At 66.1% G+C, this 24439-nt stretch carries 25 protein-coding genes and 1 other RNA gene; 15 read left to right on the top strand and 11 right to left on the bottom strand.

The window, feature by feature from the left end:
* Positions 1-48: 48 nt before the first annotated feature.
* Positions 49-930: a LysR family transcriptional regulator gene (locus DFR31_RS03470; RefSeq protein WP_121441250.1), complete on the top strand. Its 882-nt coding sequence runs from the start codon at positions 49-51 to the stop codon at positions 928-930.
* Here DFR31_RS03470 and DFR31_RS03465 read toward each other — a convergent pair.
* Positions 892-2031, bottom strand: coding sequence for an NnrS family protein (locus DFR31_RS03465; RefSeq protein ID WP_121441249.1), 1140 nt, complete (start codon positions 2029-2031; stop codon positions 892-894). The two genes, DFR31_RS03470 and DFR31_RS03465, sit on opposite strands and share 39 nt — an antisense overlap.
* Before the next feature lie 132 nt (positions 2032-2163).
* Here DFR31_RS03465 and DFR31_RS03460 point away from each other — a divergent pair, with 132 nt between their 5' ends.
* The 3 genes from DFR31_RS03460 (at position 2164) to DFR31_RS03450 (ending at position 5326) form a co-directional block, all read left to right on the top strand.
* Entirely contained in the window at positions 2164-2577 is a 414-nt protein-coding gene (locus DFR31_RS03460; RefSeq protein ID WP_121441248.1) for a putative zinc-binding protein, read from the top strand.
* A gap of 116 nt (positions 2578-2693) precedes the next feature.
* Complete coding sequence (locus DFR31_RS03455; protein ID WP_121441247.1) at positions 2694-3074, top strand: DUF2237 family protein; 381 nt, start codon at positions 2694-2696, stop codon at positions 3072-3074.
* Positions 3075-3208: 134 nt separating this feature from the next.
* Positions 3209-5326: a putative bifunctional diguanylate cyclase/phosphodiesterase gene (locus DFR31_RS03450; RefSeq protein WP_170153584.1), complete on the top strand. Its 2118-nt coding sequence runs from the start codon at positions 3209-3211 to the stop codon at positions 5324-5326.
* A gap of 41 nt (positions 5327-5367) precedes the next feature.
* Here the strand turns inward: DFR31_RS03450 and DFR31_RS03445 are convergent, their stop codons facing one another.
* Positions 5368-6774, bottom strand: coding sequence for a deoxyguanosinetriphosphate triphosphohydrolase (locus DFR31_RS03445; protein WP_211328228.1), 1407 nt, complete (start codon positions 6772-6774; stop codon positions 5368-5370).
* A 221-nt stretch (positions 6775-6995) separates the two neighbouring features.
* Here DFR31_RS03445 and DFR31_RS03440 point away from each other — a divergent pair, with 221 nt between their 5' ends.
* Positions 6996-7265 (top strand): hypothetical protein, encoded by a 270-nt coding sequence (locus DFR31_RS03440; protein ID WP_121441245.1) that lies wholly within the window; start codon positions 6996-6998, stop codon positions 7263-7265.
* Between the two features lie 18 nt (positions 7266-7283).
* Here DFR31_RS03440 and DFR31_RS03435 read toward each other — a convergent pair whose 3' ends face one another.
* From DFR31_RS03435 to DFR31_RS03420, 4 genes are all read right to left on the bottom strand, one after another.
* Complete coding sequence (locus DFR31_RS03435; RefSeq protein WP_245971075.1) at positions 7284-8924, bottom strand: sigma 54-interacting transcriptional regulator; 1641 nt, start codon at positions 8922-8924, stop codon at positions 7284-7286.
* Positions 8925-9080: 156 nt separating this feature from the next.
* Complete coding sequence (locus tag DFR31_RS03430; RefSeq protein ID WP_121441244.1) at positions 9081-9905, bottom strand: ABC transporter permease; 825 nt, start codon at positions 9903-9905, stop codon at positions 9081-9083.
* Positions 9902-11134 (bottom strand): ABC transporter substrate-binding protein, encoded by a 1233-nt coding sequence (locus DFR31_RS03425; RefSeq protein ID WP_121441243.1) that lies wholly within the window; start codon positions 11132-11134, stop codon positions 9902-9904. Before DFR31_RS03425 ends, DFR31_RS03430 begins: the two co-directional genes overlap by 4 nt.
* On the bottom strand, positions 11127-11948 hold the full coding sequence (locus DFR31_RS03420; RefSeq protein ID WP_121441242.1) for an ABC transporter ATP-binding protein: 822 nt from the start codon (positions 11946-11948) through the stop codon (positions 11127-11129). Before DFR31_RS03420 ends, DFR31_RS03425 begins: the two co-directional genes overlap by 8 nt.
* A gap of 344 nt (positions 11949-12292) precedes the next feature.
* Here DFR31_RS03420 and DFR31_RS03415 point away from each other — a divergent pair, with 344 nt between their 5' ends.
* The 3 genes from DFR31_RS03415 to DFR31_RS03405 all read left to right on the top strand — a co-directional run bounded on the left by DFR31_RS03415 (position 12293) and on the right by DFR31_RS03405 (position 15462).
* Entirely contained in the window at positions 12293-12832 is a 540-nt protein-coding gene (locus DFR31_RS03415) for an OsmC family protein (protein WP_121441241.1), read from the top strand.
* Between the two features lie 110 nt (positions 12833-12942).
* Complete coding sequence (locus DFR31_RS03410; RefSeq protein WP_121441240.1) at positions 12943-14064, top strand: acyl-CoA dehydrogenase family protein; 1122 nt, start codon at positions 12943-12945, stop codon at positions 14062-14064.
* A gap of 12 nt (positions 14065-14076) precedes the next feature.
* Positions 14077-15462, top strand: a complete 1386-nt coding sequence (locus DFR31_RS03405; RefSeq protein ID WP_121441239.1) for an FAD-dependent oxidoreductase — start codon at positions 14077-14079, stop codon at positions 15460-15462.
* Between the two features lie 24 nt (positions 15463-15486).
* Here the strand turns inward: DFR31_RS03405 and ybaK are convergent, their stop codons facing one another.
* Positions 15487-15954 (bottom strand): Cys-tRNA(Pro) deacylase, encoded by a 468-nt coding sequence (gene ybaK, locus DFR31_RS03400; protein WP_121442154.1) that lies wholly within the window; start codon positions 15952-15954, stop codon positions 15487-15489.
* Positions 15955-16083: 129 nt separating this feature from the next.
* Between ybaK and modA the strand changes: the two genes are divergently transcribed.
* The 3 genes from modA to DFR31_RS03385 are packed head-to-tail and all read left to right on the top strand — an operon-like array spanning position 16084 to position 18759.
* On the top strand, positions 16084-16929 hold the full coding sequence (gene modA, locus DFR31_RS03395) for a molybdate ABC transporter substrate-binding protein (protein ID WP_121441238.1): 846 nt from the start codon (positions 16084-16086) through the stop codon (positions 16927-16929).
* Positions 16930-16973: 44 nt separating this feature from the next.
* Positions 16974-17642, top strand: a complete 669-nt coding sequence (modB, locus tag DFR31_RS03390; RefSeq protein WP_121441237.1) for a molybdate ABC transporter permease subunit — start codon at positions 16974-16976, stop codon at positions 17640-17642.
* Complete coding sequence (locus DFR31_RS03385) at positions 17635-18759, top strand: ABC transporter ATP-binding protein (RefSeq protein WP_121441236.1); 1125 nt, start codon at positions 17635-17637, stop codon at positions 18757-18759. Before modB ends, DFR31_RS03385 begins: the two co-directional genes overlap by 8 nt.
* Before the next feature lie 106 nt (positions 18760-18865).
* Here the strand turns inward: DFR31_RS03385 and DFR31_RS03380 are convergent, their stop codons facing one another.
* Positions 18866-19453, bottom strand: coding sequence for a hypothetical protein (locus DFR31_RS03380; RefSeq protein WP_121441235.1), 588 nt, complete (start codon positions 19451-19453; stop codon positions 18866-18868).
* Between the two features lie 86 nt (positions 19454-19539).
* Complete coding sequence (locus DFR31_RS03375; RefSeq protein WP_121441234.1) at positions 19540-20118, bottom strand: MarR family winged helix-turn-helix transcriptional regulator; 579 nt, start codon at positions 20116-20118, stop codon at positions 19540-19542.
* Between the two features lie 180 nt (positions 20119-20298).
* Between DFR31_RS03375 and DFR31_RS03370 the strand changes: the two genes are divergently transcribed.
* Entirely contained in the window at positions 20299-21264 is a 966-nt protein-coding gene (locus tag DFR31_RS03370) for a zinc-binding metallopeptidase family protein (RefSeq protein ID WP_121441233.1), read from the top strand.
* Positions 21265-21322: 58 nt separating this feature from the next.
* A complete protein-coding gene (locus tag DFR31_RS03365) occupies positions 21323-22618 on the top strand; it encodes an ATP-grasp domain-containing protein (RefSeq protein WP_121441232.1) in 1296 nt (431 codons plus the stop codon).
* A 103-nt stretch (positions 22619-22721) separates the two neighbouring features.
* On the opposite strand, the gene ssrA is transcribed toward DFR31_RS03365, so the two are convergent.
* Both ssrA and smpB read right to left on the bottom strand, forming a co-directional pair.
* Positions 22722-23079: a transfer-messenger RNA gene (gene ssrA / locus DFR31_RS03360) on the bottom strand.
* Positions 23080-23129: 50 nt separating this feature from the next.
* On the bottom strand, positions 23130-23603 hold the full coding sequence (gene smpB / locus DFR31_RS03355) for an SsrA-binding protein SmpB (RefSeq protein WP_121442153.1): 474 nt from the start codon (positions 23601-23603) through the stop codon (positions 23130-23132).
* A gap of 119 nt (positions 23604-23722) precedes the next feature.
* Between smpB and DFR31_RS03350 the strand changes: the two genes are divergently transcribed.
* Complete coding sequence (locus DFR31_RS03350; protein ID WP_121441231.1) at positions 23723-24154, top strand: type II toxin-antitoxin system RatA family toxin; 432 nt, start codon at positions 23723-23725, stop codon at positions 24152-24154.
* Complete coding sequence (locus DFR31_RS03345; RefSeq protein WP_121441230.1) at positions 24147-24434, top strand: RnfH family protein; 288 nt, start codon at positions 24147-24149, stop codon at positions 24432-24434. The genes DFR31_RS03350 and DFR31_RS03345 overlap by 8 nt, the downstream gene beginning before the upstream one ends.
* The last annotated feature ends 5 nt before the right edge of the window (positions 24435-24439 follow it).

Below are 24439 nucleotides of genomic sequence, written 5' to 3'. Positions count from 1 at the left end.
TAAATTGCGATTGCAATTATCGCTTTTTATGAATCTCGCGGGGCGTTGATGCAAATCAAGTCGTTACGTCTGTTTTTGGCGGTGGTGGAGAGTGGCAGTTTTGTTGCGGCGGCGGAGCGGATGCACACCGTGCAGTCTAATGTCACAGCGCATATCAAGCGCTTAGAGCAAGAACTCGATGCTCGCCTTCTGGACCGCCAGGCCAGGGTCCGCCTGACCCCCGCGGGCCGGAGTTTGGTGGCACACGCTGAGCGTATTGTGGGTGCGCATGATGAAGCGATTGCAGCCTTCCAAGGGCAGTGCTCGCCCAGCGGTGCGCTTCACCTCGGGGCCATGGAGACCACAATGGCCTTGCGCCTGCCGGCCCCGCTGGCCGCGTTCCATGCCCAATACCCAGACGTCGACCTGCGGGTTCGGACCGGGCCCACTGCTGACCTGGTCGAGGCGATGGCTGCGGGACGCCTGGACTGCGCGTTTGTCGCAGGCCGGGTGGAAGATCCGCGGCTTTACCAGGCCGTTGCATTCAATGAGCGGCTAGCGCTGGTAGCCGGGCACCCCCTCAGTACGTTGCCCTCCTCAGAACAATTGCAAGGTTCGACCTTTTTGGCCTTCCGCCAGGGCTGCAGCTACCGGCAGCGCGTTGAGCTCCTGCTCGCGAGCCACGGGATATCCTCAGCCAGAATTTTCGACTTTGGCACCTTGGATGCCATTTTGGGGTGCGTGGCCGCCGGGATGGGTTATGCCCTGCTCCCGCAGGCCGTGGTCGAGGCCCACGCCGATCGTTTTGGCATTCATGCCTGTCTGCTGCCGGAGGAAATCGGCGCGGTGGATACCTGGTTCGTTGCCCGCTCCCAAGAATGCTGGACCCCGACCCTGCAGCGGTTCGCTGAGTCAGTGTTGCCCCCGCGGCATGACGACCCAGAGCAGTAGCGCTAACTGGAATACCATTGCGCCAGTCCATAGTGCTGCTGCCGACCAGAGTCCGATCAGGGTATCGGCCCAGAGGATCCGCAGCAGCGCACTCAGGCTGACCAACGCGGTCACGAGCAGCAGCCAGCGATAGAACCCGGGCAAGCAGCGGTGGCGATGGCCCCAGGTCCGGGTGATGACCGCGGTACTCAGAGCCCCTAGCGCACCGACTGTGATGGCGTGGGTGGCGGTGCCCGGCGCGAGCCATCCGAACTGAACCGCACCGAGCAGCAGGGTGCCCGCCACCAGCCAGCCGTAACCGACCCCGAGCGCGACCAGGTCTGGGCGGTGGATGCAGCGCCAGAGCTGCCAGCGGAACAGGCGCGCCGCGGCCACGCCTGCCGTGGCCAACAGGGCCAGGCCAGCCGGCAGGCCAAGGCCGGGTATGGCCGCACACACGATGGCCAGCGCCATGAGCAGGAGCAGGGCCGCCTCCAGGCGGGGTTGCACCCGGGCTTCCAGCCGCCCGCCCTGGCGCTCGATCGCGCCCGCTACGGCCGGGGCGATTATCCGCCCCCCGACAAAGAGCATCAGCAGGGCAAACAACAGCACCGATTCGCGGAGCAACAGCCAGCTGACGCCGTAGTGATCCAGGCCCCGGGCCAGGTGGTAGAGGGCAGCCACCCCGCAGAGGGCCAGCAGCAGCCAGCCAAAGGCCTGGTTGCGCCACTTTTTCGCACTGCGAAGCAGCGGCGGCAGGATCTGCGTGGCCAGCAGAAAGACGAATAGTCCGTTGAGCAGCGCGGGCAGCGCCCCGTGGGGCATTACCGCGCCACTGACCCGTGCGGCGAGCCAGAGCGTGGCCAGGGTGAGCAGGGTGGGTAAGGTGACGCGGGTTGCCATGAAACCGGTGACCAGCGCGAGGCCATAACCGAACAGCAGTTCCTGGCCGTGATCCAGCGGTGTGGCCAGACCGGGTGCCAGGGGCTGATGGTGGTAGATTCCCTGGACGGAGAGCGGGACCGCGATCAGGGCAAAGAGGACCGCGGCAGGGAAGAAGAAGGTGTCGGCCTTGTGATACCGGCGACGGCGGGTCTGGGGCGTGCTGTGAGTCTGGGACATGGCTAAGGCACTTTAGGGCCAAGGTGGATAAAGAACAAATAGAATGCATCTTAATGTTGCCGCGCATCAACGCACATCGGGCCCTAAATGAGGCAGCCTGCGGGCGAAGTCCCTCTGCCGAGCGAGGCCTGAATGAGTCGTTTCACTAACGAAAAGCCCCTGGTCTATTCCTGTTCCGGTTGTTCCAGTGTCGCCCAGCTGGCCAACCACCTGGCCCTCCGCCTGCAATCGGAAGGGGTGGCGGAGATGTCCTGCATCGCCGGGGTCGGGGGCGATGTCCCGTCCCTGGTGAAAAAGGCCAAGTCCGGGCGGCCGATCCTCGCGCTCGATGGTTGCCAGCTTCAGTGTGTGCGGCACAGCCTGGCCCGCCACGGCATTCAACCGACCTGGCATGAGTTGCTCACCGACCATGGTGTCCGGAAGCAATACCGCAAGCCCTGGTCGGAAGCGGCAGCGGACAAGATTTTCCCGCAGCTGGTCGGGCAGTTGCAGTCCGACGCCAAGGGAGGGGCAGGCAGTCCGGTCGCGCACGGGCATGACCGGTAACGGCTGAACCCTTCGCCCAACCTGAGACAAGTTCGCTGCGACTGGGCTACCATGCTCGAAGGGCGTTAGTGTGTGGGCTGACGCCGACTGGCGGTAATGGCAACCCGAGGTGCAGCATGAGCAGTGACGCGGTGAATGTGCTGGGTACGCCCCTGCAATCCTGTTGTCGTGATCCCATGACGGGGTATTTTCGCGACGGTTACTGCCATACCGACGCCACGGATGCCGGACTGCACGTTGTTTGTGCCCTGGTCACGGACGATTTCCTGGCCTTTTCCGCTCGACGGGGTAACGACCTGCAGACACCGCGCCCGGAGTTCGGGTTTCCCGGGCTGCAGGCCGGTGATCGCTGGTGTCTGTGTGCGGCACGTTGGTCTGAGGCCTGCCATGCGGGCTGTGCCCCGCCGGTCATCCTCGAGGCCACGCACGAATCCGCCCTGCAAGTCGCCTCGCTGAAAGACCTGAAGGCTCATGCGGTGGGCCCGGTCTCGCTGTAACCATGGTAGGTGACCCGTCTTTATCCCCAAAGCGCGAGGGTGGGCACTTACCGGTGGCCGACGTCCGTGCACAACTTGAGGCCCAGCAGCGGATTCAGGACTTGATTGCGCGGCATGCGCCTCTCGAAACCACCTTGGCCGCAATCAGTCGGATGGGCGAACAGCTGCTCCCAGGGGCGCTGGTCTCCATCATGCTGTTCGATGCCGAACGCCAGTCGCTTACGCTGGCGGGAGGCGACAGTCTGTCACCGGCTTACCGCGCTGCCATGCAGGATATCCCGATCGGTCCCCATGTCGGCTCATGCGGCTCAGCCGCTTATCTGCGGCAGCTGGTGATCACCGAGGATATTGCCGAGTCGGATGCCTGGCGCGGTTTCCATGCGCTCGCCCGGGCGGAGGGGGTGCGGGCCTGCTGGTCCATGCCGGTGCTCGGCCGGGACGGTGCCCTGCTGGGCACCTTTGCCACCTATTACCGCGGGCCCGGCGTGCCGGACGAGGCCGATCAGGCGCATATCAACCGGGCCGCCGGCCTGGTGGCCCTGGCGGTGGAACGCCACCAGGAGCGGCGTACGCTCGAGGAGACGGAACAGCGGTACCGGTCACTGTTTACCGAGCATCCCGATGCCGTTTTCCAAATCGACATGGCCGGGCGCCTATGTGCCCTAAACCGGGCGGCCGGGGACATCTTGGGGTTGCCCGAATCTCGTTTGCTTGGCCGACACTACAACGACCTGGTCACCGAGGACTGCCGGCAACGCTGTGAGGAGGCCTTCGCCGCGGCGGTCCGTGGCGAGCCGCAACACTACGAGATCAAGGCGTATCGGGCGAATGCGGACCAGCCGGTCGCTCTGGATATCACCAACCTGCCCATCATCGTTGATGACCAGGTCATCGGTATCTATGGCATTGCCCGGGATATCACCCTGCGCAAGCAGTACGAGGCGCGCCTGGCCTATTACGCCAGCCACGATGCCCTCACCGGGCTGCCCAACCGGCGGGAGTTCGAGTCACGGCTGGCCCACGACTTTGAGCTCTGCCGCCGGCACCGCCAGCCTCTGGCCGTTTTGTACATCGACCTGGACGACTTCAAGCCGGTGAACGACAGTCTCGGGCATGCCTTCGGCGATAGGCTGCTGGTCGCCACGGCAAGGCGGTTGGAGAAGCTGCTGGGGCCCGGGGATACCCTCTCCCGGTTCGGGGGAGACGAGTTTGTCCTGCTGCTGCCCAGTCTGGCCGACGAGCAGGAGGCATTGGCCCTGGCGGAGCGCGTGCTCGGGCTGTTCTCTCGCTCCCACACCTTGGGCACGGAGCAGGTGCATATCAGCGCCAGCGTCGGTATCGCTTTCAGCCACGACGATGTGCGCAGTCCCGAGGAGTTGGTCCAATTTGCCAACCGTGCGATGCAGCAGGCCAAGCGCCAGGGCCGCAACACCTGGCGGCGCTATGCGGGTGGGGACGGGGCGGAGCCCGGGGAGAACGTCAGCCTGCGGCGCGACCTGCAGGAGGCCATCAGCAACGATCAGCTGAGCCTGCACTATCAGCCGGTGGTGGATGCCACCTCCGGTGAGCTGCGCAGTATCGAGGCCCTGGTTCGCTGGCACCATCCCGAGCGGGGGACCCTCTCGCCGGGGGTGTTTATTCCGCTGGCGGAGCAGACCGGGCAGATTATCGAGATCGGCCAGTGGATTCTCCGCCGGGCCTGCAGCGATATGATGGCGCTACAGGGGCAGGGGGTGCAGCCCATCCCGGTGGCCGTCAATATCTCGCCCCTGCAGTTTGCCAGGCCCAGCTTTGTGGCGAATCTCGCGCAGGTGCTGGCGGAGACGGGGTTGCCGGCGCACCTCCTGGAGCTGGAGCTTACCGAAGGGGTGCTCATGGCCGATGCCGATGGCGCCATAGCGAGTCTCAAGGCGCTACGGGAGCTGGGCGTGCACGCGGCCATTGACGATTTCGGTACCGGTTTCTCCAGCCTCAGCTACCTGCGTTACCTGCCCATCAACAAGGTCAAGCTCGACCGCAGCTTTATCAGCGACATGATGGACAGTCGGGGGTCCGCGGCCATCGTGCAGGGCGTGATCACCATGGCCCATCACCTTTCGCTCGAGGTAGTGGCGGAGGGCATCGAGACGGAAGCGCAGTGGCAGGCCTTGCGGGGCCGCGACTGCGACCTGCTGCAGGGGTACCTGTTCGCCCACCCCATGCCGCTGGCGCAACTGGTCGAGAAGGCGGGTCTCAGCTCCGCCGCCTCCTGACACCTGCCGATTCAGCGCCGAGCCGCCTGCCCCCCACGGGCTCAACCGTGGTGGGGCAGGGCCATGCCGGTGAGCTTCTTGTAGAGCGAGACGGCGTAGCCGTCGGTCATGCCGGCAATAAAGTCCGTGAGGTTGAGCAGCAGCGGGTAAGGGGCCGTGATCCGTTCCGGGGCTCTGGTGTCGGGCGTGTACTGGTAAAGGAACTGCGCCGGGACCAGATTGGTGATGGTGCGGGCGCGAGGTGAGGGGCGCTCGCCCTCACGTATCGCCACGGCGGTCTCGTGCACGGCCTCGTGGAAGAGATCCAGCAGCCCGCCGATAACGCTGTAGCCCGCGGCGCATACCCCCTGGACCTCCAGGTGGTCGTAGATCTTCTCCTGGGAGTGCTGCGAGATGGCGTTCAGCGCCTCGCTGAAGGGCAGCGTGTCGGTCAACTCCTCGGTGAACCGGCCGGCCAGGATGGCCTGCTCGTGGTCCACGAAGGCCTGGGCGCTGGCCTCGACCAGTTCGTTGATGGCCCTGGCGCGCAGGTACTCCACCCGCTCCTTGTCATCGCGCAACCGGGCCAGGCGCTGATCCAACGTCGCCTGGCCCCGGCCCTGGAGCAGGGCCCGGAAATGGTCGTGAACGGTGGCGTAGTCGAGGATGCCGAGGCGGAAGGCGTCTTCGAAATCGACGATCAGGTAAGCGATGTTGTCGGCCGCCTCCATCACGAAGGCCAGGGGGTGGCGGCTGTAAATGCCTTCACCCTGGGGGAGCAGCCCCACGGTTTGCGCCACCTGCTCGAACAACGGGGCCTCGGCCTCGAAGTAGCCGTACTTCTTGCGGCTGATACCCCGGCCCGCGTCGATGGCGTGCGCCGGGCAGGGATACTTCAGCGCGGCCCCCAGCGTGGCGTGGGTCAGTTGCAACCCACCCTCGTTGTCCGGGTTTTGCAAGCGGCTGACTACCCGAAAGCCCTGCGCATTACCCTCGAAGTGCTCAAACTCGGCCCGCTGTTCCGGCGTGAGTTCATCCAGGGCCCGGCGGGCCACCCGACTGGTCCGCACCCAGTGGCGGATGGCGTCCTCGCCGGCGTGGCCGAAGGGCGGGTTGCCGATATCGTGGGCCAGGCAGGCGGCGGCCACGATCGCGCCGATATCCCCGGGAGCGATTTCACGAAAGCCCTCGCGCTGGACGATCTCCTCGCCCACGCGGGTGCCGAGCGAGCGCCCGACGCAGGAGACCTCCAGGCTGTGCGTCAGCCGGGTGCGCACGTAATCACTCTCTGCCAACGGGAAGACCTGGGTCTTGTCCTGCAGGCGACGGAACGCCGATGAGAATACCAGGCGGTCGAAATCGCGCTGGAAATCGGTGCGAAAGCCGACATGGCCGTCGTCCTCCGGCCGGCCCAGCCGTTGCTTGCTCAGCAGGTCTTCCCAGTCCATCTTTTCGGGGCAGGACGCCATTGCACCTCCGTCGGCTTTATTGCCACCATTTCGGTGGACCGTTCCGGTCCAGTCTGCCTGCAAAGGGCTGGCGGGCGCCAGCCTTAATACGTTGATTCGGCGCGGAAACGAATTGCAAATTTTTGTTGCAGCCGATGGCACCCTCTTGGCATTCTGTGGTCAGATCATTTAACCATGCCTGTGAGTGGCCCGTAGGGCCGGTTTTGAGGAGGGAAGAGAAGATGGCAAAGCGACCAGGTGCCAGCCTGGAGATTTCAGATTCCAGCAAGTGGTCACTGGACCAGCTGCGCGAGTTATCGAGCCAGGTGGACCGGGAGCTGGAGCAGCGGGCACTGAATAAAAAGGCTGCCAAGACCCAGCGCGGTAAGCAAGTGCGCAAGGTGGCTAACGAGAAACCCGCGGAGGAGAATCTCGCTGCGCTCGAAGAAAGCCTGCTGCGCGAGATTCAGGACTACGAACGGGGCCGTAAAGCGGGCGTGATCCGGGTCTGACTCAGAAAAGATCCGGGTTCAATCGCTCCAATTCCCCTGATTCGGGGTTCTTAGCCCCAGCTTATCCAGCCGGTAGTACAGCTGCCTGGGGCTCATGCCCAGCAGCCTTGCCGCCTCCGTTTTATTGCCCCGGCACTGCCGCAATGCGGCCATCACCCGGTCCACGTCGGTTTCGCTGACGCGCTGGTAGGGGCGGCCGGCCATTGCCGCCGACGCGGTGGGTCCCGGAAGCGGCGCGGGCGAAAGGGCCTCGTCCGGCGGCGCTGGCTTGCCGCGTTCGGCAATGAGCGATTCCTCATGGAGGATATGCTCGATCTCCTCCGCGCTGATGGCATGCCCCCTGGCGGTAAGCACGGCGCGCTCCAGGACGTTTTCCAACTGGCGGATATTGCCCGGCCAGGGGTAGCTCTGCAGTCGATTCAACACCCCGGCGCCAATGTTCAGGTTGCGCGTGTGCTGGTGGTTGAAGCGGTCGAGGAAGTGCCGCGCCAGCAGCACCACGTCCCCGGTCCGCTCCCGCAACGCCGGCAACCGCAGCGGGATCACGTTCAGCCGGTAGAACAGATCCAGCCGGAAGCGACCCTCGTTGACGGCCACCTGCAGATCCTGGTGCGTGGCGGTGATCACCCGGATATCCACCGGGATGTCCCGGTCGCCCCCGACCCGCTGCACCGTGCGCTCCTGCAGCAGGCGCAGCAGTTTTGCCTGCAACTCCAGGCCCAGGTCGCCGATCTCGTCCAGGAAAAGCGTACCCCCTTGGGCCATCTCCACCTTGCCGGCGCGTCCGCGGACCGCTCCGGTAAACGCACCCCGCTCGTGGCCGAACAGCTCCGCCTCCAGCAGTTGAGCCGGTATGGCGGCGCAGTTGATGCAGATGAACGGCTTTTCATGGCGGCCGCTGTGGGTATGGATGAGGCGGGCAAACTTCTCCTTGCCGGTGCCGGATTCGCCGAGCAGCATCACGGTGGCGTCGCTGCCGGCAATCTGGATGGCCTCGTCCAGCGCCTCGCGCAGCATCGGGCTCTCGCCGAGCACCCCGTGCTGGCCGCCGTGGCGCTGCAGGGCCGAGCGCAGGGACTGGTTGCGGTCTTCCAGCCAGGCGGTGTGCTGGCGGATCAGGGCCTGGATGCGCAGGGTCTGGCCGATCATGGCGGCGAGAATGCGCAGCAGGTGGATATCCGCCTCGAAGGGGCGGGGGCGGTTGCGCAGGCGGTGGCAGCCGAGCACCCCCATGGCCGTGCCATCCAGCATGATCGGCACGGCGATAAAGCAGACCGTCTCGTCGGGCAGGGTGGGCCGGTCCACGGCGCGAAACAGGTAGTCGGCGTCGCTGTCCACGTCCTGCACGATGCAGGGCCCTGCCGACTGCATGACGCGGCCGGTGATGCCCTCGCCCAGCCGATAGGTCCCGCGGGCGCGCTCCTCCGGGCGGAGTCCGTAGGCGTAGCGGATGCGCAGGCAGCAGTCATCGCTGTCGTCGGGCAGTACCACCCGCCCGCGGTTGAGCCCTACCAACTGAGAGAGCAGGCGCAGCACGGCGGGGATGTTGGTGTCCGGGTCGAGCGAGCGACTGAGCAGGGAGGCGGCTTCGGAGAGCAGCAGCGCCTCCTGGTTCGGGGCGTCGTGGTCGGTCTGTTCCGTGGTCATCAGTTCAGCCATGCGCGATCGCTCTACTAGGGGCCATCCGTGCTGAAGCAAGACGGATACCATGCGGGCAGGCCCGCCAATCAGCGGGCGTGCCCGACGAAACCGCCCCAGGCCGGTGCAGGGCCCGCCGGCGAAGGGGGCGGCTGCACCGGCGCCGGGCGGGACGGCTCAGCTGCCCTGCCAGCCCAGGTAGCGGATCAGCGCCACTACCGCCGAGTCCAGCAGGTACCCGATGATGCCGATGAGCAACACCAGCGCCGCCAGCAGGTCGTAGGCGAGGATGTCGCGGGCATCGTTGATGGCATAGCCCAGCCCGCTGGTGACCCCGAGGTATTCGGCGGGTACCAGCACCACCCAGGCGATCCCCAGGGCCAGCCGGAACCCGGCGAGGATGTCCGGCGCCACCGCGGGCAGCACCAGTCGCCGCAGGCTGGCCCAAGGGGTTGCCCCGAAGTTGCGCGCCACCTTGAAGTACATGGGGTCGATCCGCTGCACGGCGAAGGCCGTGGAGAACAGCACCGGCCAGAGCGCGGCCATGAAGATCAGGAAGATGATGGCCCCATCCCAGGTGGCGAAGGCCAGCACGGCGATGGGCATCCAGGCCAGCGGGCTGACCATCCGGAGCAGTTGGAAGGGAAAGCTGGTGATCTGACGCACCACCGGCAGGGCGCCCACCAGGATGCCGATGGGAATGGCCACCAGCGTGGCGTAGAGCAGGCCCTGGCCAATGCGGTTCAGGCTGGGGGCGGCGTGGTGCCAGGCCTGGCCGGAAATCAGCAACTCCCAGGCCACCGGAATCGCGTACTGGGGGCCGAACCCGGAGAAGGCCTGGGTGCTGGGGTTGGCTGCAATGGCATACCCGCCCAGCCACCACAGCGCGAGCAGCAGCGCCAGACCGGCCAGCGGGTAGCCCAGCCGCCCGGCCAGCGCCTGCGCCCAGCGGCGGGCGGGTGCTGGCAGGGCGGCGGTCACGACATCGACACGGGCACTCATACCGAGATCTCCTCCTCACGCTCCCAGGGGTTTTCGCCCGAGAGGTCCAGCGGGTGGGCGTCGGGGTACTTCTCCAGGGCGCGGCGCACGAACCGGTCATCCACCAGGTCGTTAGCCACGTAGTCCGGGTCGAGGTCTTCGAGGAAGGTCTTGTCGCCGCCGACCAGCGTCTTGTTCATGGCCCGCACCAGCTCTCGCGTGGCGGAGGGGAAGGGGTAGGGCGAGAAATCGATCCGGCCGACACCCCACTCCGCGTGGCGGATAGCGTGTGGCTCGTCGTAGTAGTCGGTGTCGTAGTGGGTCATGGCCCGGCGCACCACGTTGGCGGGCATGGGCAGGTAGCCCTCGCCGTCCCGGGAGAGCATCTCCGCCGTCTCGGCCTTGTTCTGCTGGGCGTAGAGCTCGGCGCGCACCAGCGCATTGAGGACCTTCTGGGTGCGCTCCGGGTTGGCCTCCACCTGTTGTTCGTTCATGCAGAGCACGCAGCAGGGGTGGTTCTTCCAGATATCCCCGGTGAAGCGCAGCAAGGAGCCGTTGGCCAGTAGTTCACCGGCTGCGTTGAACGGCTCGGCCACGGTAAAGCCGTCGATGCGCCCGGCGGCCAGGGCCGGCGGCATGTCCGCTGGCGGCATGATGGCGAGGTTCACCTGGTTGGGCGCCAACTCGGCGGACTGATCCTGGATGACCGGCTCCAGCCCGGCCTGGCGCAGCGCCATCTGCAGCAGCACGTTGTGCACCGAGTACCAGAACGGTACGGCGATCTGGGTGCCGCCCAGGTCGGCGAACTCCTTGGCCCCGCTGGCCTGGCTCATCAGCACAGCGGAGCCGTTGGTGTGGGCCCAGGCCATGATCTTGACCGGGAAATTGTTGTTGTAGCGCATCCAGACCGGAATGGGCTTTAGCAGGTGCACCAGGTTGTAGCGGCCCCGGGTGAAGCCCTCCACCAGCGGTGACCAGCCACGGATCAGCTCCGGTTGGGCCACCTCCAGGCCCTCGTCCTCGAAGTAGCCGCGGTTGTGGGCGACCAACAACGGGGTGGCGTCGGTGATGGGCAGATAGCCGATCCGGACCACGTCGTCGGTCCGGGCCATGGCGGTGTTCAGCACCCCCGGCAGGCCCAGCGTGGCAGCGAGTCCGCCGGCGGCCAGGCTGTCCAGCAGGAAGCGGCGACGGCCTTCGTTGATGGTGTAGTCGACGTTGCTGTCGCCATCGTGATTGCAATTACACATGGGCGGCCTCCTTGGGCGGCAGGGTCTGGTCGGGTTCACGGGGTGCGTCCTCGGCTGGTGTGCCCGCCGGGTGCACCGACTCGCGGAAGCGGGCCATCAGCGACTCGCGCAGGGCCGCGAACTCCCGGCTCATCGGGTTGCGGGGGAAGGGCAGTTCCACGTTCATCTCGTGGCGGAAGGTGCCGGGGTTGCGCCCCATGACGACCACCCGTTCGCCCATGGTCAGGGCCTCGTCGATGTCGTGGGTGACCAGCACCAGGGTGATGCCCTTGTCCTGGGCGATCTGGCTCACCTCCAGCTGCAGGTTGCGCCGGGTGAAGGCATCCAGCGCGGAGAAGGGCTCGTCCAGCAGAATCAGCTCCGGCTCCACGGCCAGGGAACGGGCGAGTGCCACCCGCTGCTGCTGCCCGCCGGAGAGGTCCTGCACCGCTGCCGAGGCCTTGTCGCTCAGGCCGACCAGTTCGAGCATCTCCGCCACCCGGGCCTTGAGGTTGGCGGTCTGGCCGGTGAACTGCAGGCCCAGGGCCACGTTCTGGCGCACGTTGAGCCAGGGGTAGAGGCCCGGGCGCTGGAACATCATGTTCCACTCGGCGTGCGGCCGCGTCACCTGGCGGGTATTGATGCGCACACAGCCCTCACTGGGCAGCAGCAGCCCGGCGAGCATATGCAGCAGCGTGGACTTGCCACAGCCGCTCTCGCCGATCAGCGCTACGCTCTGGCCGGCGGGGATGTCGAGCATGAGTTCCTCCAGCACCCGTTCCGCCTTGGGCGAAAACTGGTGGGAGATGCCGTTGATCTGAATTGCTGCGCCCATCGCGCTTTGCCTCCTTATCCAGCCTTTCTTGGTGTGGGCGTGATGCCAGTGCGGCGCCCACCCTGATTGATGCGCTGCAAAACACGGACCACTTCTAAAAGGGACGGCGAAACGGGCGGTTACGTGGACAGGGGGCTCCCGGGTGCGGGCAACAATGAGGACAGTGTCGACAATGTCGACTTTGGGTAGCGGGCGGAACGGTCGGGAAAATCTTGGGGAAGGGGAAATTGTTCGTGGGAACAGTTGCCTAGCGCAATCGTTTCTGGCTGGCACGGGCCGTGCAAATACGTCGTCGAGCCCGCGGGTTCATTGCCTGCCAAGCCAACAATGACGACGAGGACCTTATGAGCAACGTAGCCGAGAAGACCGACCGCAAGCCCCTGCGCCCCATCGACCTGGAGGGGCTGAAGTCCCTGGGTGCCAAAGCGAAGATGGACCCGACCAAGGTCAACACCCTCAAGGCGCACACCGAGTGCGAGGGTATCTTCCGCATGATGACCTACTGCCGGGACCTGGACGGTCACCTGATCGACGAGCCGCCAACCCTGCTGGGCGAGAACAACGCCCCGAACCCCTCCGAGGCGGGGCTGGCGGCGCTCGCCTCCTGCCTGCTGGTGGGGATCCACGCCAACGCCACCTATCGCGGTATCACCCTCTATAAGCTTGAGGCCGATCTCGAAGGGGATATCAACATCAGCAGTGTCTGGGGCGTCGGTGACACCAGCGAGAAGCGGCTCGGGTTCACCGAGATCCGGGTGAAGTTCGATATCGACGCCGATTGCTCCCGCGAAGAGCTGCAGGAGTTGATCGAGTGGTCCGACAAGTGGTCCCCCGTGGCCAACACCATGCGCAACCCGGTGACCACGCACGTGAGCCTGGCGTGATCGCCACCGGTCCCGGCCCCGGGCGTCTGCCCCGGACCGGGACCGGCCTGCCGGGCGCGAGGCCACAGCGCGTCGCGCCCGCCGACCCACCGCCGCAGCAGGAGAACACTATGTCTGCCATCGCCCGAGTTGTTTCCCAACCCGAGACCCCGAGTGTCAACGAGCAGGTCGCCCGCCTGGTTCGGTCGGAGCTCGCCCCCCACACCGTCGCGGTGGACCGCGAGGGCCATTACCCGGCCACCTTCATGCACAAGGCGGGCATGGCCGGGGCTTATCGCCAGCACCTGGCATCGCAGCGGGCGGACGGCCAGCCGGACTTTGCCGAGGCCATCCGCGCCATGGAAGCGGTGTCCCGCGAGTGCATGTCCACCGGTTTTTGCGTCTGGTGTCAGGATGCCCTGTGCTGGTACCTGGAGAACGCCGACAATGCGCGGGCCCGCGACCTGCTACTGCCCGATCTGGCCGACGGCCGGGCGCTGGGCGGTACCGGGCTGTCCAACGCCATGAAGCACTTTGCTGCCATCGAGCCGCTGAAAATCCGCGTGCGGCGCGTCTCGGGCGGTTGGGTGGCCAACGGCACGCTGCCCTGGGTCTCGAATCTCGCCAGCGACCACGCCTTCGCGGCCATCTTTGAGCGCGAGGACGGTGCCGGCAAGCTGATGGCCGTGGTGCACTGCCAACAGCCCGGCTTCCGGCTGCAACAGTGCGCCGAGTTCACCGCCCTGGAGGGCAGTGGCACCTACGCCTGCCATTTCAGCGACAGCTTCATCCCCGACGAGCACGTGATCAGTGACCACGTCCCCGGGCTGGTCCCCCGTATCCGTGCCGGCTTCGTGCTGCTGCAGATGGGCATGGGGCTGGGCCTGGTCCAGGGCTGCATCGACATCATGCGTGAGATGCGACAGACCCACGGCCACGTGAACCGCTACCTGGACGACCAGCCCGAGGACCTGGAGGAGGCGCTGGCCGATGCCCGCGATGCCACCTACACCCTGGGGCTTGAGGTGGAGGACGACTCCGACGAGTTGTTTGCCGACGTGCTGCAACTGCGCCACGGGGGCTCCGAGTTGGCCCTCAAGGCCTCCCAGGCGGCCATGCTGCACGCCGGCGCCCGGGGGTACCTGGCCGACGCACCCGCGCAACGCAAGCTGCGCGAGTCCTACTTCGTGGCCATCGTCACCCCGGCGATCAAACACATTCGCAAGGAACTGGAGCGGCTCGACGCCGCCTGAGGGAGCAGAGCCATGAGTGAGCAACCCTACCGACGTTACCTGTGCCGGACCTGCGGCTTTATTTACGACGAGGCCAAGGGCGACCCGGACGGGGGCCTGCCACCCGGCACCCGCTACGAGGATATCCCGGATGACTGGGAGTGCCCGGACTGCGGCGTGAGCAAGGCCGACTTCGAACTGCTACCGGAGGGCGACGCCGAGTTCGAGCGGGCGCCGGCAGCGCAGTCCGGCACGACCGCCATGGACCCGGAGCAGGTGGTCATCGTCGGTGGGGGCATGGCGGCCTGGGCCGCGGCAGAGGCCATTCGGGCCCGCGATCCGGAGCGGGCAATCACGCTGATTGCCCGCTGCAACGGGGATGTCTATCCCAAGCCGCAGCTGTCAGCGGCGGCGGCTCGCCGTCGCAGTGCGGATGATCTGATCACCCAGTCCGGGCCGGACCGTGCGGCCACCCTCGGGGTCGGGCTGATGGCGCGTACCCGCGTGCTGCGCATTGATACCGATCGAAAGCGCGTGATCACCCCCAGGGGCGGCGTGCCTTACGGCGAGCTGGTGCTCGCCTCCGGTGCCCACCAACCCAAACCGGCGCTCCGCGGGGATGCCGCCGGCGAGGTGCTGCAGGTGAATGATCTCGTTAGCTACCGGGCGCTGCGCTCACGGGTGGATGCCCTGGACAAGGCCCGGGTGCTGATCATGGGCGCCGGGCTCATTGGCTGCGAATTCGCCGATGATCTGTCCGCTGCTGGGCATCAGATCACGCTGGTGGACCTGGCTGACCGGCCGTTGGCCCGGCTGTTGCCGGAACCCCTCAGCGCGGGGCTCACCGAGGCGCTGGCGGGGCGGGGTGTCGCCCTCCGGGTCGGACATACGGTGGAGGCGGTCGAACGGGCCGTGCAGGGCGATGCCCTGAGGGTGCGGCTGAATGACGGGCAGACGGTGACCGCGGACGTGGTGGTCAGCGCCCTGGGCCTCCAGCCGAACATCGAGCTGGCACGCCGGTCCGGTCTGGCGGTCGACAAGGGCATCCGGGTCGACGCCAGCCTGCGGACCACCAACCCGCATGTCTTCGCGCTGGGCGACTGCAGCGAGCACGACGGCCGGCTGCTGCCTTACGTCCGGCCCCTGCGGGCGCAGGCGGAGGTGATTGCCGATAACCTGACGGGTACGGAGGCGCGTTACCACCCCGATGCGGGGACCATCACGATAAAGACTCCGGCCTACCCGCTGGTCGTCTTCCCGCCCACCGCGCCGGGAGAGTGGCAGGAGGCGCAGCGCGAGGGCAGCGCCGTGGTGATGGAGCACCGGGGTCGCACGGGGCGTCTCAACGGGTTTGCATTGAGCGGTGCCTTCACCCGTGAGGCGAGCCATTTCGAGTCGCGACTGGGGCAGTCGGGCTGACTTAATAGAGGGGAGGTATATCCCTTACAGGCTCACCGGCGCGCTCTGGCCGCCGGTGAGCAACAGCAGGTCCGCCGGCGCCAACTCGATCTCCAGGCCCCTCCGCCCCCCGCTGACGTGTACCGTGGCATAGCCCATGGCGGACTCGTCCAGGAAGGCGGCTAGCGGGCGCTTCTGCCCCAGCGGGCTCACCCCGCCCAGCACATAGCCTGTGGCCCGTTCCACCTCCCGGGGCGGGGCCATGGTGGCCTTCTTGGCGCCGTCCACCCGGGCCAGCGCCTTCAGGTCCAGCTGCCGCGCCACCGGTACCATGGCCATTACCAGTCGCCTGTTGTCCATAACCGCTACCAGTGTCTTGAAGACCCGCGCCGGGTCCAGCCCCAGCTTGTCCGCGGCCTCCAGCCCGTAGCTGGCAGCATCGGGCTCGTGCACGTAGCGGTGGGTGCGAAAATAGATACCCGCCTTGCGGGCCTGGATGATTGCAGGTGTCATGTCGATGCCGGGTTCGGGTACGCTGCTAAGCGAAAGCTCGTTCACCGGTGATCATCGCATGATCCCGGCGGTTCCGCTTATTTTGGGTAGTCGGGCGTCGGTCAGTGGGCAGGGGAGGGCCGTCCGGGTATGGCAGGGGTTGTTGCGCAGAGCGCATGGGTTAACGCGGGCCGCACGTGGGCCCGGCTTCATCGCCGGCTACGGTATGCGGGGCTGGCGCTGTTGGCAGGGCTGCTGGTCGGTGTGACCACGCCGACCCTGGCCGAGCGCCCGCCCACTGTGGCGGCCGCCTCCGACCTGCAGTTCGCTATCGAGGACCTGGCCGGGCGCTTCACTGAGGAGACCGGCCAGCGCGTGCGGCTGAACTTCGGCTCATCAGGCAACTTCCGACGCCAGATTGCCCAAGGTGCGCCCTTCGAGGTCTACATGTCGGCGGACGAGGCCTACGTGGCCGCCCTACACCAGTCGGGTCACCTGGAGGATGGCGGCGATCTCTACGCCATCGGCCGGGTGGTGCTAATGACGCGCAAGCAGGGCGGCCTGGACCCGGAGGCGGGGTTGGACGGCCTGGCCGAGGCGCTGGAAGCGGGCGAGATCCGCCGTTTTGCTATCGCCAACCCGGAGCATGCGCCTTACGGCGTGGCGGCCAAGCAGGCCCTGCAGTCCGCAGGCCTGTGGGAGGCCATCCGGCCCCACCTGGTGTTCGGCGAGAACGTCTCGCAGGCGGCGCAGTTCGCGCTGTCCACGGAGGCGGATGGCGGCATTGTGGCCTGGTCGCTGGCGCTGGCACCGGCGCTGGACCGGCGGTCGGACTGGGCGCTGTTGCCCGAGGAGGCGCACGAGCCGCTGCGCCAACGGATGGCGCTGGTAAAGGGCGCGGGGGAGACGGCCCGGGCCTTTTACGACTTCGTGCTCAGTGAGGCCGGGCGAGCAGTGCTGGCCGAATATGGCTTCATCACCCCGGAGGAGGAGTGAGCAACGCGGGGGTGACAACTGCTCTAGCAGGGGGCGTGCAGTAGATGGATTGGGAGGCACTCGAGGTCTCGCTATGGCTGGCCTTCTGGACCTGCGTGGTGCTCACTCCGGTGGGCATTATCGTGGCCCGGCAGCTGGCTTGGCGGCGGTTCCGGGGGCGGGGGTTTGTGGAGGCGCTGGTCGCTCTGCCGCTGGTGCTGCCGCCGACCGTGCTCGGCTTCTACTTGTTGGTCTCCTTTGGCAGCGACTGGCCCATCGGCCAGTTCTGGCAATGGCTGACCGGCGGGAGCCTGGTCTTTACCTTCGAAGGCATCCTCATCGCCTCGATTATCTTCAACCTGCCCTTTGCGGTGCAGCCGCTGCAGCGTGCCTTCGAGGCCATCCCCCACGAGGTGCGCGAAGCGGCCTGGTGCAGCGGGCTGTCCACTTGGCAGACCTTCTGGCGGGTGGAACTGCCGCTGGCCTGGCCGGGGCTGATCTCCGCCGTGGCCCTCACCTTCGCCCACACCCTGGGTGAGTTCGGCGTGGTGCTCATGGTGGGCGGCAGCATCTCCGGCGAAACCAAGACCATCGCCATCGCCATCTACGACCGGGTGCAGGCCTTCGACGAGGCGGCGGCGGGCAACATGTCCGTGCTGTTGCTGCTGATTTCCTTCATTACCATCGGCATCGTCTACGGGTTGGCCGGGCGCCGGAGGGGGGTGCGTGTCTGAGCAGGGGCTGGCGGTCACCCTCGGCCAGCGTACGCCGATCCCGCTGGACGCGGCACTGGACTGTGCGCCGGGCGAGTTACTGGCGCTGGTGGGGCCTTCCGGCAGCGGCAAGACCACTCTGCTGCGCAGCATCGCCGGGCTCTACCGGCCCACCGCCGGGCACATCCGCTGCAATCAGCACACCTGGTTTGATGCGGCCAGGGGGTTCAGCCTGCCGCCGCAACGGCGCCGGGTCGGGGTGGTGTTCCAGGACTACGCGCTGTTCCCCCACCTGACCGCGCTGCAGAACCTGGTGGCGGCCATGGGGCACCGGCCCCGGGCCGAGCGCAAGCAGCGGGCGGCGGCGTTGTTGGCGCAGGTGCACCTGGAGGGGCTGGAGGCCCGGTTCCCGGCAGAGCTATCCGGCGGCCAGCGCCAGCGGGTGGCCCTGGCACGGGCGCTGGCCCGCGACCCCGAGGTGCTGCTGATGGACGAGCCCTTCTCGGCGGTGGACCAGGTCACCCGGCGGAAACTGCAGCGCGAGCTGGCGTTGCTGCGTAGTGATCTCTCCATCCCGCTGGTGCTGGTCACCCACGACCTGGACGAGGCGGTCCGGCTGGCGGACCGGATCACCGTGCTGCACCGGGGTGCGACCTTGCAGACCGCCCCACCGGACGAACTCATACTGCACCCGGCCTCCACCGACGTGGCGCGCCTGGTGGGCCATCAAAACCTGTTCCGCGGGCGTGTGTTGGCCAGCAACGCCGCCAGCGGTCGGCTCTGGCTGGAGTGGCAGGGACAGACCCTGGAGACCGGCTACAACCCGGCCTTTCCGCCGGGCAGCGACGTGAGCTGGTTGGCGCCGGCGTCCCACGTGCTGCTGCACCGGCGCGGGCGGCCGTCGCTCGGCGAACGGGAGAACCCGGTAGACGGGGTGGTTCGCGAGCTGGTGGTGCTGGGTGAGCAGACCAGCGTGACGCTGGCACTGAGCGGCGGTGAGCCGCTCAACTTTACCGTGGGCACCCACGCGGCGCGTCGCAATGGCTTGGCCCCCGGTGTTGATGCGCGGGTGTCGCTGCTGGCCGACGGTATCCACCTGATGGCACCGGAGCCGGACGCGCAACCCCCCATGCGCTGAATGCACCGGACAAAAAAAACCCCCCGAGTCGGGGGGCAAGCGGCAGGCCTTGCTGGCCGCCGGAGGAGAGGCAGGCGTGGTTGCCTCCGTGAGCCCGGTGGTGCGGTCAGCCGCTCAGGTCCGATATAGGGACCCGGCGGGCGCCGTAGTAATCCAGTGTGGCGAGCCGTTCGGTGGTGGCCCGCAGCGGCCAGTCTTCCAGTTCGGCCTGCGGCAGGGGGCGGCGGAACCGAACCAGCCCGTCCACCAGCCCCGGCCAGGGCCAGGCGCGGCTGTCGTCGGTCACCAGCGAGGCCAGCAGTGGGCGTCCGCTCTGGCCGTCGTCCTCTACCGAGGCCTCAAGGGCCCGGTCTACGGCGCTGTGACTGGCCTCCGGTACCCAGCGGCGGACCGCCCGCAGCAGCTCGCTTTCCGAGACCAGCCGCCGCTCACGGGCCGCCTGCAGCAGCACTGATCGGGTCAGCAGCCGGATGGCGGGCGGGACCCGGTGACCGACTGCGGAGGGCGTCATGATGTCGGCGTCATGGTTGGCGGCTTCAGCCGAAACGTCCTTGGGCCCGTATCCGAGCTGTTCCCAGAGTTGGCGCTCAACCGTCCAGGTGTTGTTCCAGCCGGAGCTGGGCGCGGAGCGGCTGTCGGTAACCGGCGCCGAGGCGAGTCGTTCACCCAGGGGTTGGTGGATTTGCTTGCTCATGGTGCCCCCCCAATTTGGTGCGGCGGTGGTTCTGGTGCGATCAGTGGCTGTTCCCGGCACGAGGCGCTGTAGGTCGCCCCACGGCTTCATCTTCGCTTGCCGACCACCGGTTCGTGCTGGACACAAATCTGATTCAGGTCTTTTTGCTGCAAGGTCTGTTCCTTTCGCCAACAGTAGAGGGCTGCGCCGTCACCGCCCGCCTCCAGACAGCTGCAGTCATGGCAGGTGCCGACCGTCAGCTGCGGGTTATCGGTCTCCAACTCGGTCAGCAGCCCGGAGACTATTCGCTCCAGTGCCGCCTGGTCGGCCGGCGGTAGATGCCCGATCGCCTCGTTCAGCCGGTTTTCCGGGTGGTCCCGAAGCGCCCGGGCACCCCTTTCGGTGACGGCGATCCGTGTACTTCGCCCATCCTCGCTGGAGCGCGTCTTGCTCACCAGCCCCCGCCGCTCCAGGACATTGACCACCTGCGATGCCGTCCCCTTGGACGTGGCGTTATACGCCGCGAAGCCGGATACCGTGCGCGATGCCGTGTTGGCGATCGCGAAGTAGTTCAGCGCGATCCACTGCAGCGGTGTCACCTGATCCTGCGAGACATTGCTCTCGCCGACGCGCACTAGGTAGCGCATCAGGGCACCGACGACAGCAGGTTGCAGACCAGAGGACATAGTGTTTATCCGTTTTGAATCGAAACCGTTGGAAGAATAGTATCGGTTCGAAACCAAGTTGGCAAGTCCTTTTCGGACTCAAGAGGGACAGGGGGTGGCTGCGTGCCGCCGCGTGGCTGGACGGGCCGGCCCATTGCGCCCAGTATGAGGGGACGATCTAATCTGGCAGGAGTTCTGTGCATGCGCGTTTTCGCCAACCCGGTCGGCGGGGGCTCGCTCTGGTTCGACAACCTGGCCACGGCCGACGGCACCCCGGTCGCCTACGACCCCCAGGCACGGGCTTTCCTGCCGATGCCGCCTTTCTGCGTCAACCGGGACATTATTGGCTGCAACTGGATCGCGCCGGAGCAGGGGGCTTTCTGCCGCTCCTGCGCCATGACGGCGCTGGCCCCGGATCCATCTATCCCGGATGCCATCCCCAACTGGGCGAAGACAGAGGCGGCCAAGCGCTGGGCGCTGGATAACCTGGGGCGCTGGCACTGGTTCCGGCCGGAGGACCCCGGGGCGCGCCCGGTGTTTCACATGCTCGCCGAGGGGCCGACACCCGTGCCCATGGGGCACGCCGAGGGAGTGGTCACGATCAGTGTGGCGGAAGTGGACCCGGTGCTGGTCGCTGCCCGGCGCGAGGCACTGGAAGAGCCCTATCGGACCATGATCGGGCACATGCGCCACGAGATCTCGCACATGCTGTGGTGGCGATTGAGCCTGCGCGAGGATTTTCTGGACGCGTTCCGGGCCATGTTCGGCGATGAACGCATCGACTACCGGGCATCGCTCCAGTACTACTTTGAGAACGGCCCGCCGCCGGAGTGGCGGCAGCATTACCTGACCACCTACGCCTCGGCCCACCCCCACGAGGACTGGGCGGAGACGGCCGCCCACCTGTTGCACCTGACAGACATTACCGACAGTTTCGTGGCCGCAGGGCTCTCTTTGCCACAGCTTCCGCACGCCGGCTGGGACCCTTACTCTGAGCCGGATCCGGATAGGCTGATTCACGTGGCGGCGTCGCTCTCGGTAGGTGTTAACCACGTCAACCGGTCCATGGGGTTGCCGGACCTTTACCCGTTCGTGCTTTCAAACCACGCCCGCCACAAGCTGGCGTTCGTGCATGACTGGCTAAGGCGGGGTGCGCAGGGCCGTTGAAGTTCACGCGCCATGCCCTCGGGAGAGGGCATGGCGAAAACCACGAGGAGCACAATCAATGACAGATCAGGAACAAACTGACCTTTCTTCCTGGGTGGATCCGACCCTAGATTCCGTCCGCGGCACCGAGAAACCCAAGGACCCGAACAAGGGCTACATCGCCCTGCTGGGCTGGAGCTACAACGCCGTCAAGGCAGCGCAGCAGTTTGACCGGCGTTATGTAGTTGTAGCGCCTGACTGGGCGGAGGATTTCTGTAAGGCGAACAAGATCCCGCACATTCCATGGGATTTCCTGCGCCTGAATGACCGCTCCCTGGAGATTGCCGAGAGGCTCAAGGAAGAGGGCGTTGATGTCGCCATCCCTCTGTTTGAAGAGACGGTCGAATGGGCCGGGGCGATTAATTCCGTGTTGCTGGACAATCCCCGTATGTACGGACAGTCCATCCTGTTCCGCGACAAGGCGCTAATGAAGCGCCGCGCCCAGCTAGGCGGCATTCGCGTGGGGATATTCGAGGAAGCCCACGAGAAGGAGGACGTCGTCCGATTCATGAAGCGCGTCAATCAGACCCTGCTCAAGCTGGACGGCGACCCCGATGACCCGATTCACGTTAAGGCCTTTGACAAGGCAGGGTGCCTAGGGCACCGCATGATCAAGAGCATGGAAGAGATCGAACTCATCCCGGACGAGGAGTATCCATTGCTGATGGAAAGCCACCTCGATGGCTGGGAGTTTGCCGTCGAGGCCTGGATTCACGACGGTCAGATCAAGTTCCTGAACATCTCCGAGTACGTGACTCTGGGCTACTCGGTATTCGTGCCTGCCACGCGGGAGTTGGAGAGCTGGCGCGATGCGATCACCAAGCAGATCGAGAAATTGATCAAGACGTTCGACATCCAGTTCGGTCTGATTCACCCGGAGTATTTTGTGACCGCGGATGGCGAGATGTACTTCGGCGAGGTCGCCTATCGCCCCCCCGGGTTCAAGGCGTTCGAACTCATCGAGCGCGCCTACGGTTTCAGCGCCTATCAGGCATCGATGCTGGTCTTCGACCCGAAGAGCACCAAGGAGGAGGTGGATGCCTTCTTCCCGCGGGAAGTGGTCGACGCCAAGGGCTACGCGGGCTGTTTCGGCGTGTATCCACGCCGCCGGGTGGTCAGCAAGCTGGAAATGCCCAAGGAGACCATTGAGCATCCCTATTTTGAGTCGCACGAACTGGTGGCGCCGGCCGAGGAGACGGTACCGGAGCGCTCGGCGTTCGGTACGCACTGGGGCCTGATATTCTTCTTTGGGGACGACCCGATCACCATGCGGGAGTTGCTCAGGGCGCAGGAGGATCTGGATTTCTACGTCTAGTTTGCCTTGTATTCCGGCACCAGCGGGGCCGGCATACAAAAAAGCCCTTGGGGCGAGAGACCCAAGGGCTTTTGCCTGTCCGATACGCCGGAAGGTGGTTGTATGGTGGAGGCGGCGGGAATCGAACCCGCGTCCGCGGATGATCTACCTTCGGGTCTACATGCTTAGCCCCACCCTTTGATTTAACTGCCGACACCCCGGTAGGCAAGGTTGCCGACAGCGAGTCCCTTGAGTTTCGCGACAGGGCTCGGGACAGCGCCCTGTGGCTAGCTTGTGAGCTACGACCGCAATTTGATCAGCACAAGCACTGGATCAAATGCGGCTGGCGGGGTTTACGCCGCCAGAGCGTAGTTTTCGTCGTTGGCAACTATTTTAAGTTGGCAGCAGGTTTTACGAGGTTGAGCTGCATCCTCGGCATGCACCTAGGGTTTCACGACCCGCGTCGAATCCAAGTCGCCCCCGTGTGTTATCTGTTCAGACAGTGTAGCCGGTAGGGAGTTCCCGTTAAAGCCTAAACCTTGTGTTTCATCAGGCGTTGCTTCTGGCGCTGCCAGTCCTGCTCCTTCTGGTCGGCGCGCTTGTCGTGCTTCTTCTTGCCTTTGGCCAGGCCGATGCTCAGCTTGGCCTTGCCCCGCTTCCAGTGCAGGTCGAGCGGCACCACGGTGTAGCCCTCGCGGTCCGCGGCACCGGTCAGGCGCGAGATCTCCTTTTTGTGCAGGAGCAGGCGCCGGGTGCGGGTCGGGTCGGGCTTGATGTGGGTGGAGGCCGTGGGCAGCGGCGTGATGGTGCAGCCAATCAGCCACGCCTCGCCGCGCCGGACGAGCACGTAGGCCTCCTGCAGGTTCACGCGGCCGGCCCGGAGGCTTTTGACCTCCCAGCCCTCCAGCGCCAGACCCGCCTCCATGGTGTCTTCGATATGGAACTCGAAGCGCGCCTTGCGGTTCTGGGCGATGACATTTTCCGGGGTTTTCTTTTTCTTGCTCACGGCGCGCATTGTAAGGCCTGGGCCGGGTCCGGGGCCAGTGGGGGAGGGCAAGTCTTGCGCTGACCGGGTCGGCTCGCTGACAATTTCCGGCCCGGCCCCAACTGAGGACGAGCTGACACATGGCCAGCATTTCCCGCACGGCCCTGGTGCCGTACTCCGCAGAGGCGATGTTCGAACTGGTGGATGATGTCGACCGGTACAAGGAGTTCCTGCCCTGGTGCTCGGACAGCCAGGTGCTGGCCCGGGACAGTGACGAGGTGAAAGGCCGCATCGTCATTGCCAAGGGGGGGTTGGAGAAAGGCTTCACCACCCTGAACCGCCGCCAGTACGGCAAGATGATCGAGATCCGGCTGGTGGAGGGCCCGTTCAAGCGCCTGGATGGCTACTGGCGATTCCAGCGGCTGGATGACGACGCCTCGAAGATCGTGCTCGACCTGGAGTTCGAGTTCTCCAACCGGCTGATGGGCATGGCGTTCGGACGGGTATTCACCCAGGTGGCCAACCGCCTGGTGGACGCCTTTGTCAGCCGCGCCGAGCAGGTTTATGGCTGAGGCGCCGATGACGGTGGAGGTGGCCTATGCGCTGCCGGACGAGCAGGTGCTGCTGAGCATCGAGGTGCCGGCGGCAACCAGCGTGCGCCAGGCCATCGAACGCTCGGGTATTCTGCAGCGCTTCCCTGATATCGACCTGGGGGGCGCTAACAAGGTGGGTGTGTTCGGTAAGCTGCGTGGGTTGGATGAGCCCCTGCGCCCGCACGACCGGGTGGAAATCTACCGCCCGCTGCAGGCGGACCCCAAGGAGTCCCGCCGCCGGCGGGCGGCGGGCAACTGACCGGT

The sequence above is a fragment of the Alkalispirillum mobile genome (assembly GCF_003664325.1).
Lineage (GTDB): Bacteria > Pseudomonadota > Gammaproteobacteria > Nitrococcales > Halorhodospiraceae > Alkalilimnicola > Alkalilimnicola mobilis.
The sequence above is the reverse complement of the archived record's forward strand: the minus strand, read 5'-3'. Positions and strand labels throughout refer to the sequence as shown.

What these genes read in the sequence shown, in the direction of transcription:
- DFR31_RS03375 (WP_121441234.1), bottom strand. Translation starts at nt 20,118, where the DNA reads ATGTCCTCTGGTCTGCAACCTGCTGTCGTCGGTGCCCTGATGCGCTAC.
- ybaK (WP_121442154.1), bottom strand. Translation starts at nt 15,954, where the DNA reads ATGACACCTGCAATCATCCAGGCCCGCAAGGCGGGTATCTATTTTCGC.
- DFR31_RS03365 (WP_121441232.1), top strand. Translation starts at nt 21,323, where the DNA reads ATGACAGATCAGGAACAAACTGACCTTTCTTCCTGGGTGGATCCGACC.
- DFR31_RS03405 (WP_121441239.1), top strand. Translation starts at nt 14,077, where the DNA reads ATGAGTGAGCAACCCTACCGACGTTACCTGTGCCGGACCTGCGGCTTT.
- DFR31_RS03440 (WP_121441245.1), top strand. Translation starts at nt 6,996, where the DNA reads ATGGCAAAGCGACCAGGTGCCAGCCTGGAGATTTCAGATTCCAGCAAG.
- DFR31_RS03410 (WP_121441240.1), top strand. Translation starts at nt 12,943, where the DNA reads ATGTCTGCCATCGCCCGAGTTGTTTCCCAACCCGAGACCCCGAGTGTC.
- DFR31_RS03470 (WP_121441250.1), top strand. Translation starts at nt 49, where the DNA reads ATGCAAATCAAGTCGTTACGTCTGTTTTTGGCGGTGGTGGAGAGTGGC.
- DFR31_RS03370 (WP_121441233.1), top strand. Translation starts at nt 20,299, where the DNA reads ATGCGCGTTTTCGCCAACCCGGTCGGCGGGGGCTCGCTCTGGTTCGAC.
- modB (WP_121441237.1), top strand. Translation starts at nt 16,974, where the DNA reads ATGGATTGGGAGGCACTCGAGGTCTCGCTATGGCTGGCCTTCTGGACC.
- DFR31_RS03420 (WP_121441242.1), bottom strand. Translation starts at nt 11,948, where the DNA reads ATGGGCGCAGCAATTCAGATCAACGGCATCTCCCACCAGTTTTCGCCC.
- DFR31_RS03380 (WP_121441235.1), bottom strand. Translation starts at nt 19,453, where the DNA reads ATGAGCAAGCAAATCCACCAACCCCTGGGTGAACGACTCGCCTCGGCG.
- DFR31_RS03425 (WP_121441243.1), bottom strand. Translation starts at nt 11,134, where the DNA reads ATGTGTAATTGCAATCACGATGGCGACAGCAACGTCGACTACACCATC.
- DFR31_RS03350 (WP_121441231.1), top strand. Translation starts at nt 23,723, where the DNA reads ATGGCCAGCATTTCCCGCACGGCCCTGGTGCCGTACTCCGCAGAGGCG.
- DFR31_RS03455 (WP_121441247.1), top strand. Translation starts at nt 2,694, where the DNA reads ATGAGCAGTGACGCGGTGAATGTGCTGGGTACGCCCCTGCAATCCTGT.
- DFR31_RS03445 (WP_211328228.1), bottom strand. Translation starts at nt 6,774, where the DNA reads ATGGCGTCCTGCCCCGAAAAGATGGACTGGGAAGACCTGCTGAGCAAG.
- DFR31_RS03430 (WP_121441244.1), bottom strand. Translation starts at nt 9,905, where the DNA reads ATGAGTGCCCGTGTCGATGTCGTGACCGCCGCCCTGCCAGCACCCGCC.
- DFR31_RS03465 (WP_121441249.1), bottom strand. Translation starts at nt 2,031, where the DNA reads ATGTCCCAGACTCACAGCACGCCCCAGACCCGCCGTCGCCGGTATCAC.
- DFR31_RS03435 (WP_245971075.1), bottom strand. Translation starts at nt 8,924, where the DNA reads ATGGCTGAACTGATGACCACGGAACAGACCGACCACGACGCCCCGAAC.
- DFR31_RS03415 (WP_121441241.1), top strand. Translation starts at nt 12,293, where the DNA reads ATGAGCAACGTAGCCGAGAAGACCGACCGCAAGCCCCTGCGCCCCATC.
- DFR31_RS03460 (WP_121441248.1), top strand. Translation starts at nt 2,164, where the DNA reads ATGAGTCGTTTCACTAACGAAAAGCCCCTGGTCTATTCCTGTTCCGGT.
- DFR31_RS03345 (WP_121441230.1), top strand. Translation starts at nt 24,147, where the DNA reads ATGGCTGAGGCGCCGATGACGGTGGAGGTGGCCTATGCGCTGCCGGAC.
- modA (WP_121441238.1), top strand. Translation starts at nt 16,084, where the DNA reads ATGGCAGGGGTTGTTGCGCAGAGCGCATGGGTTAACGCGGGCCGCACG.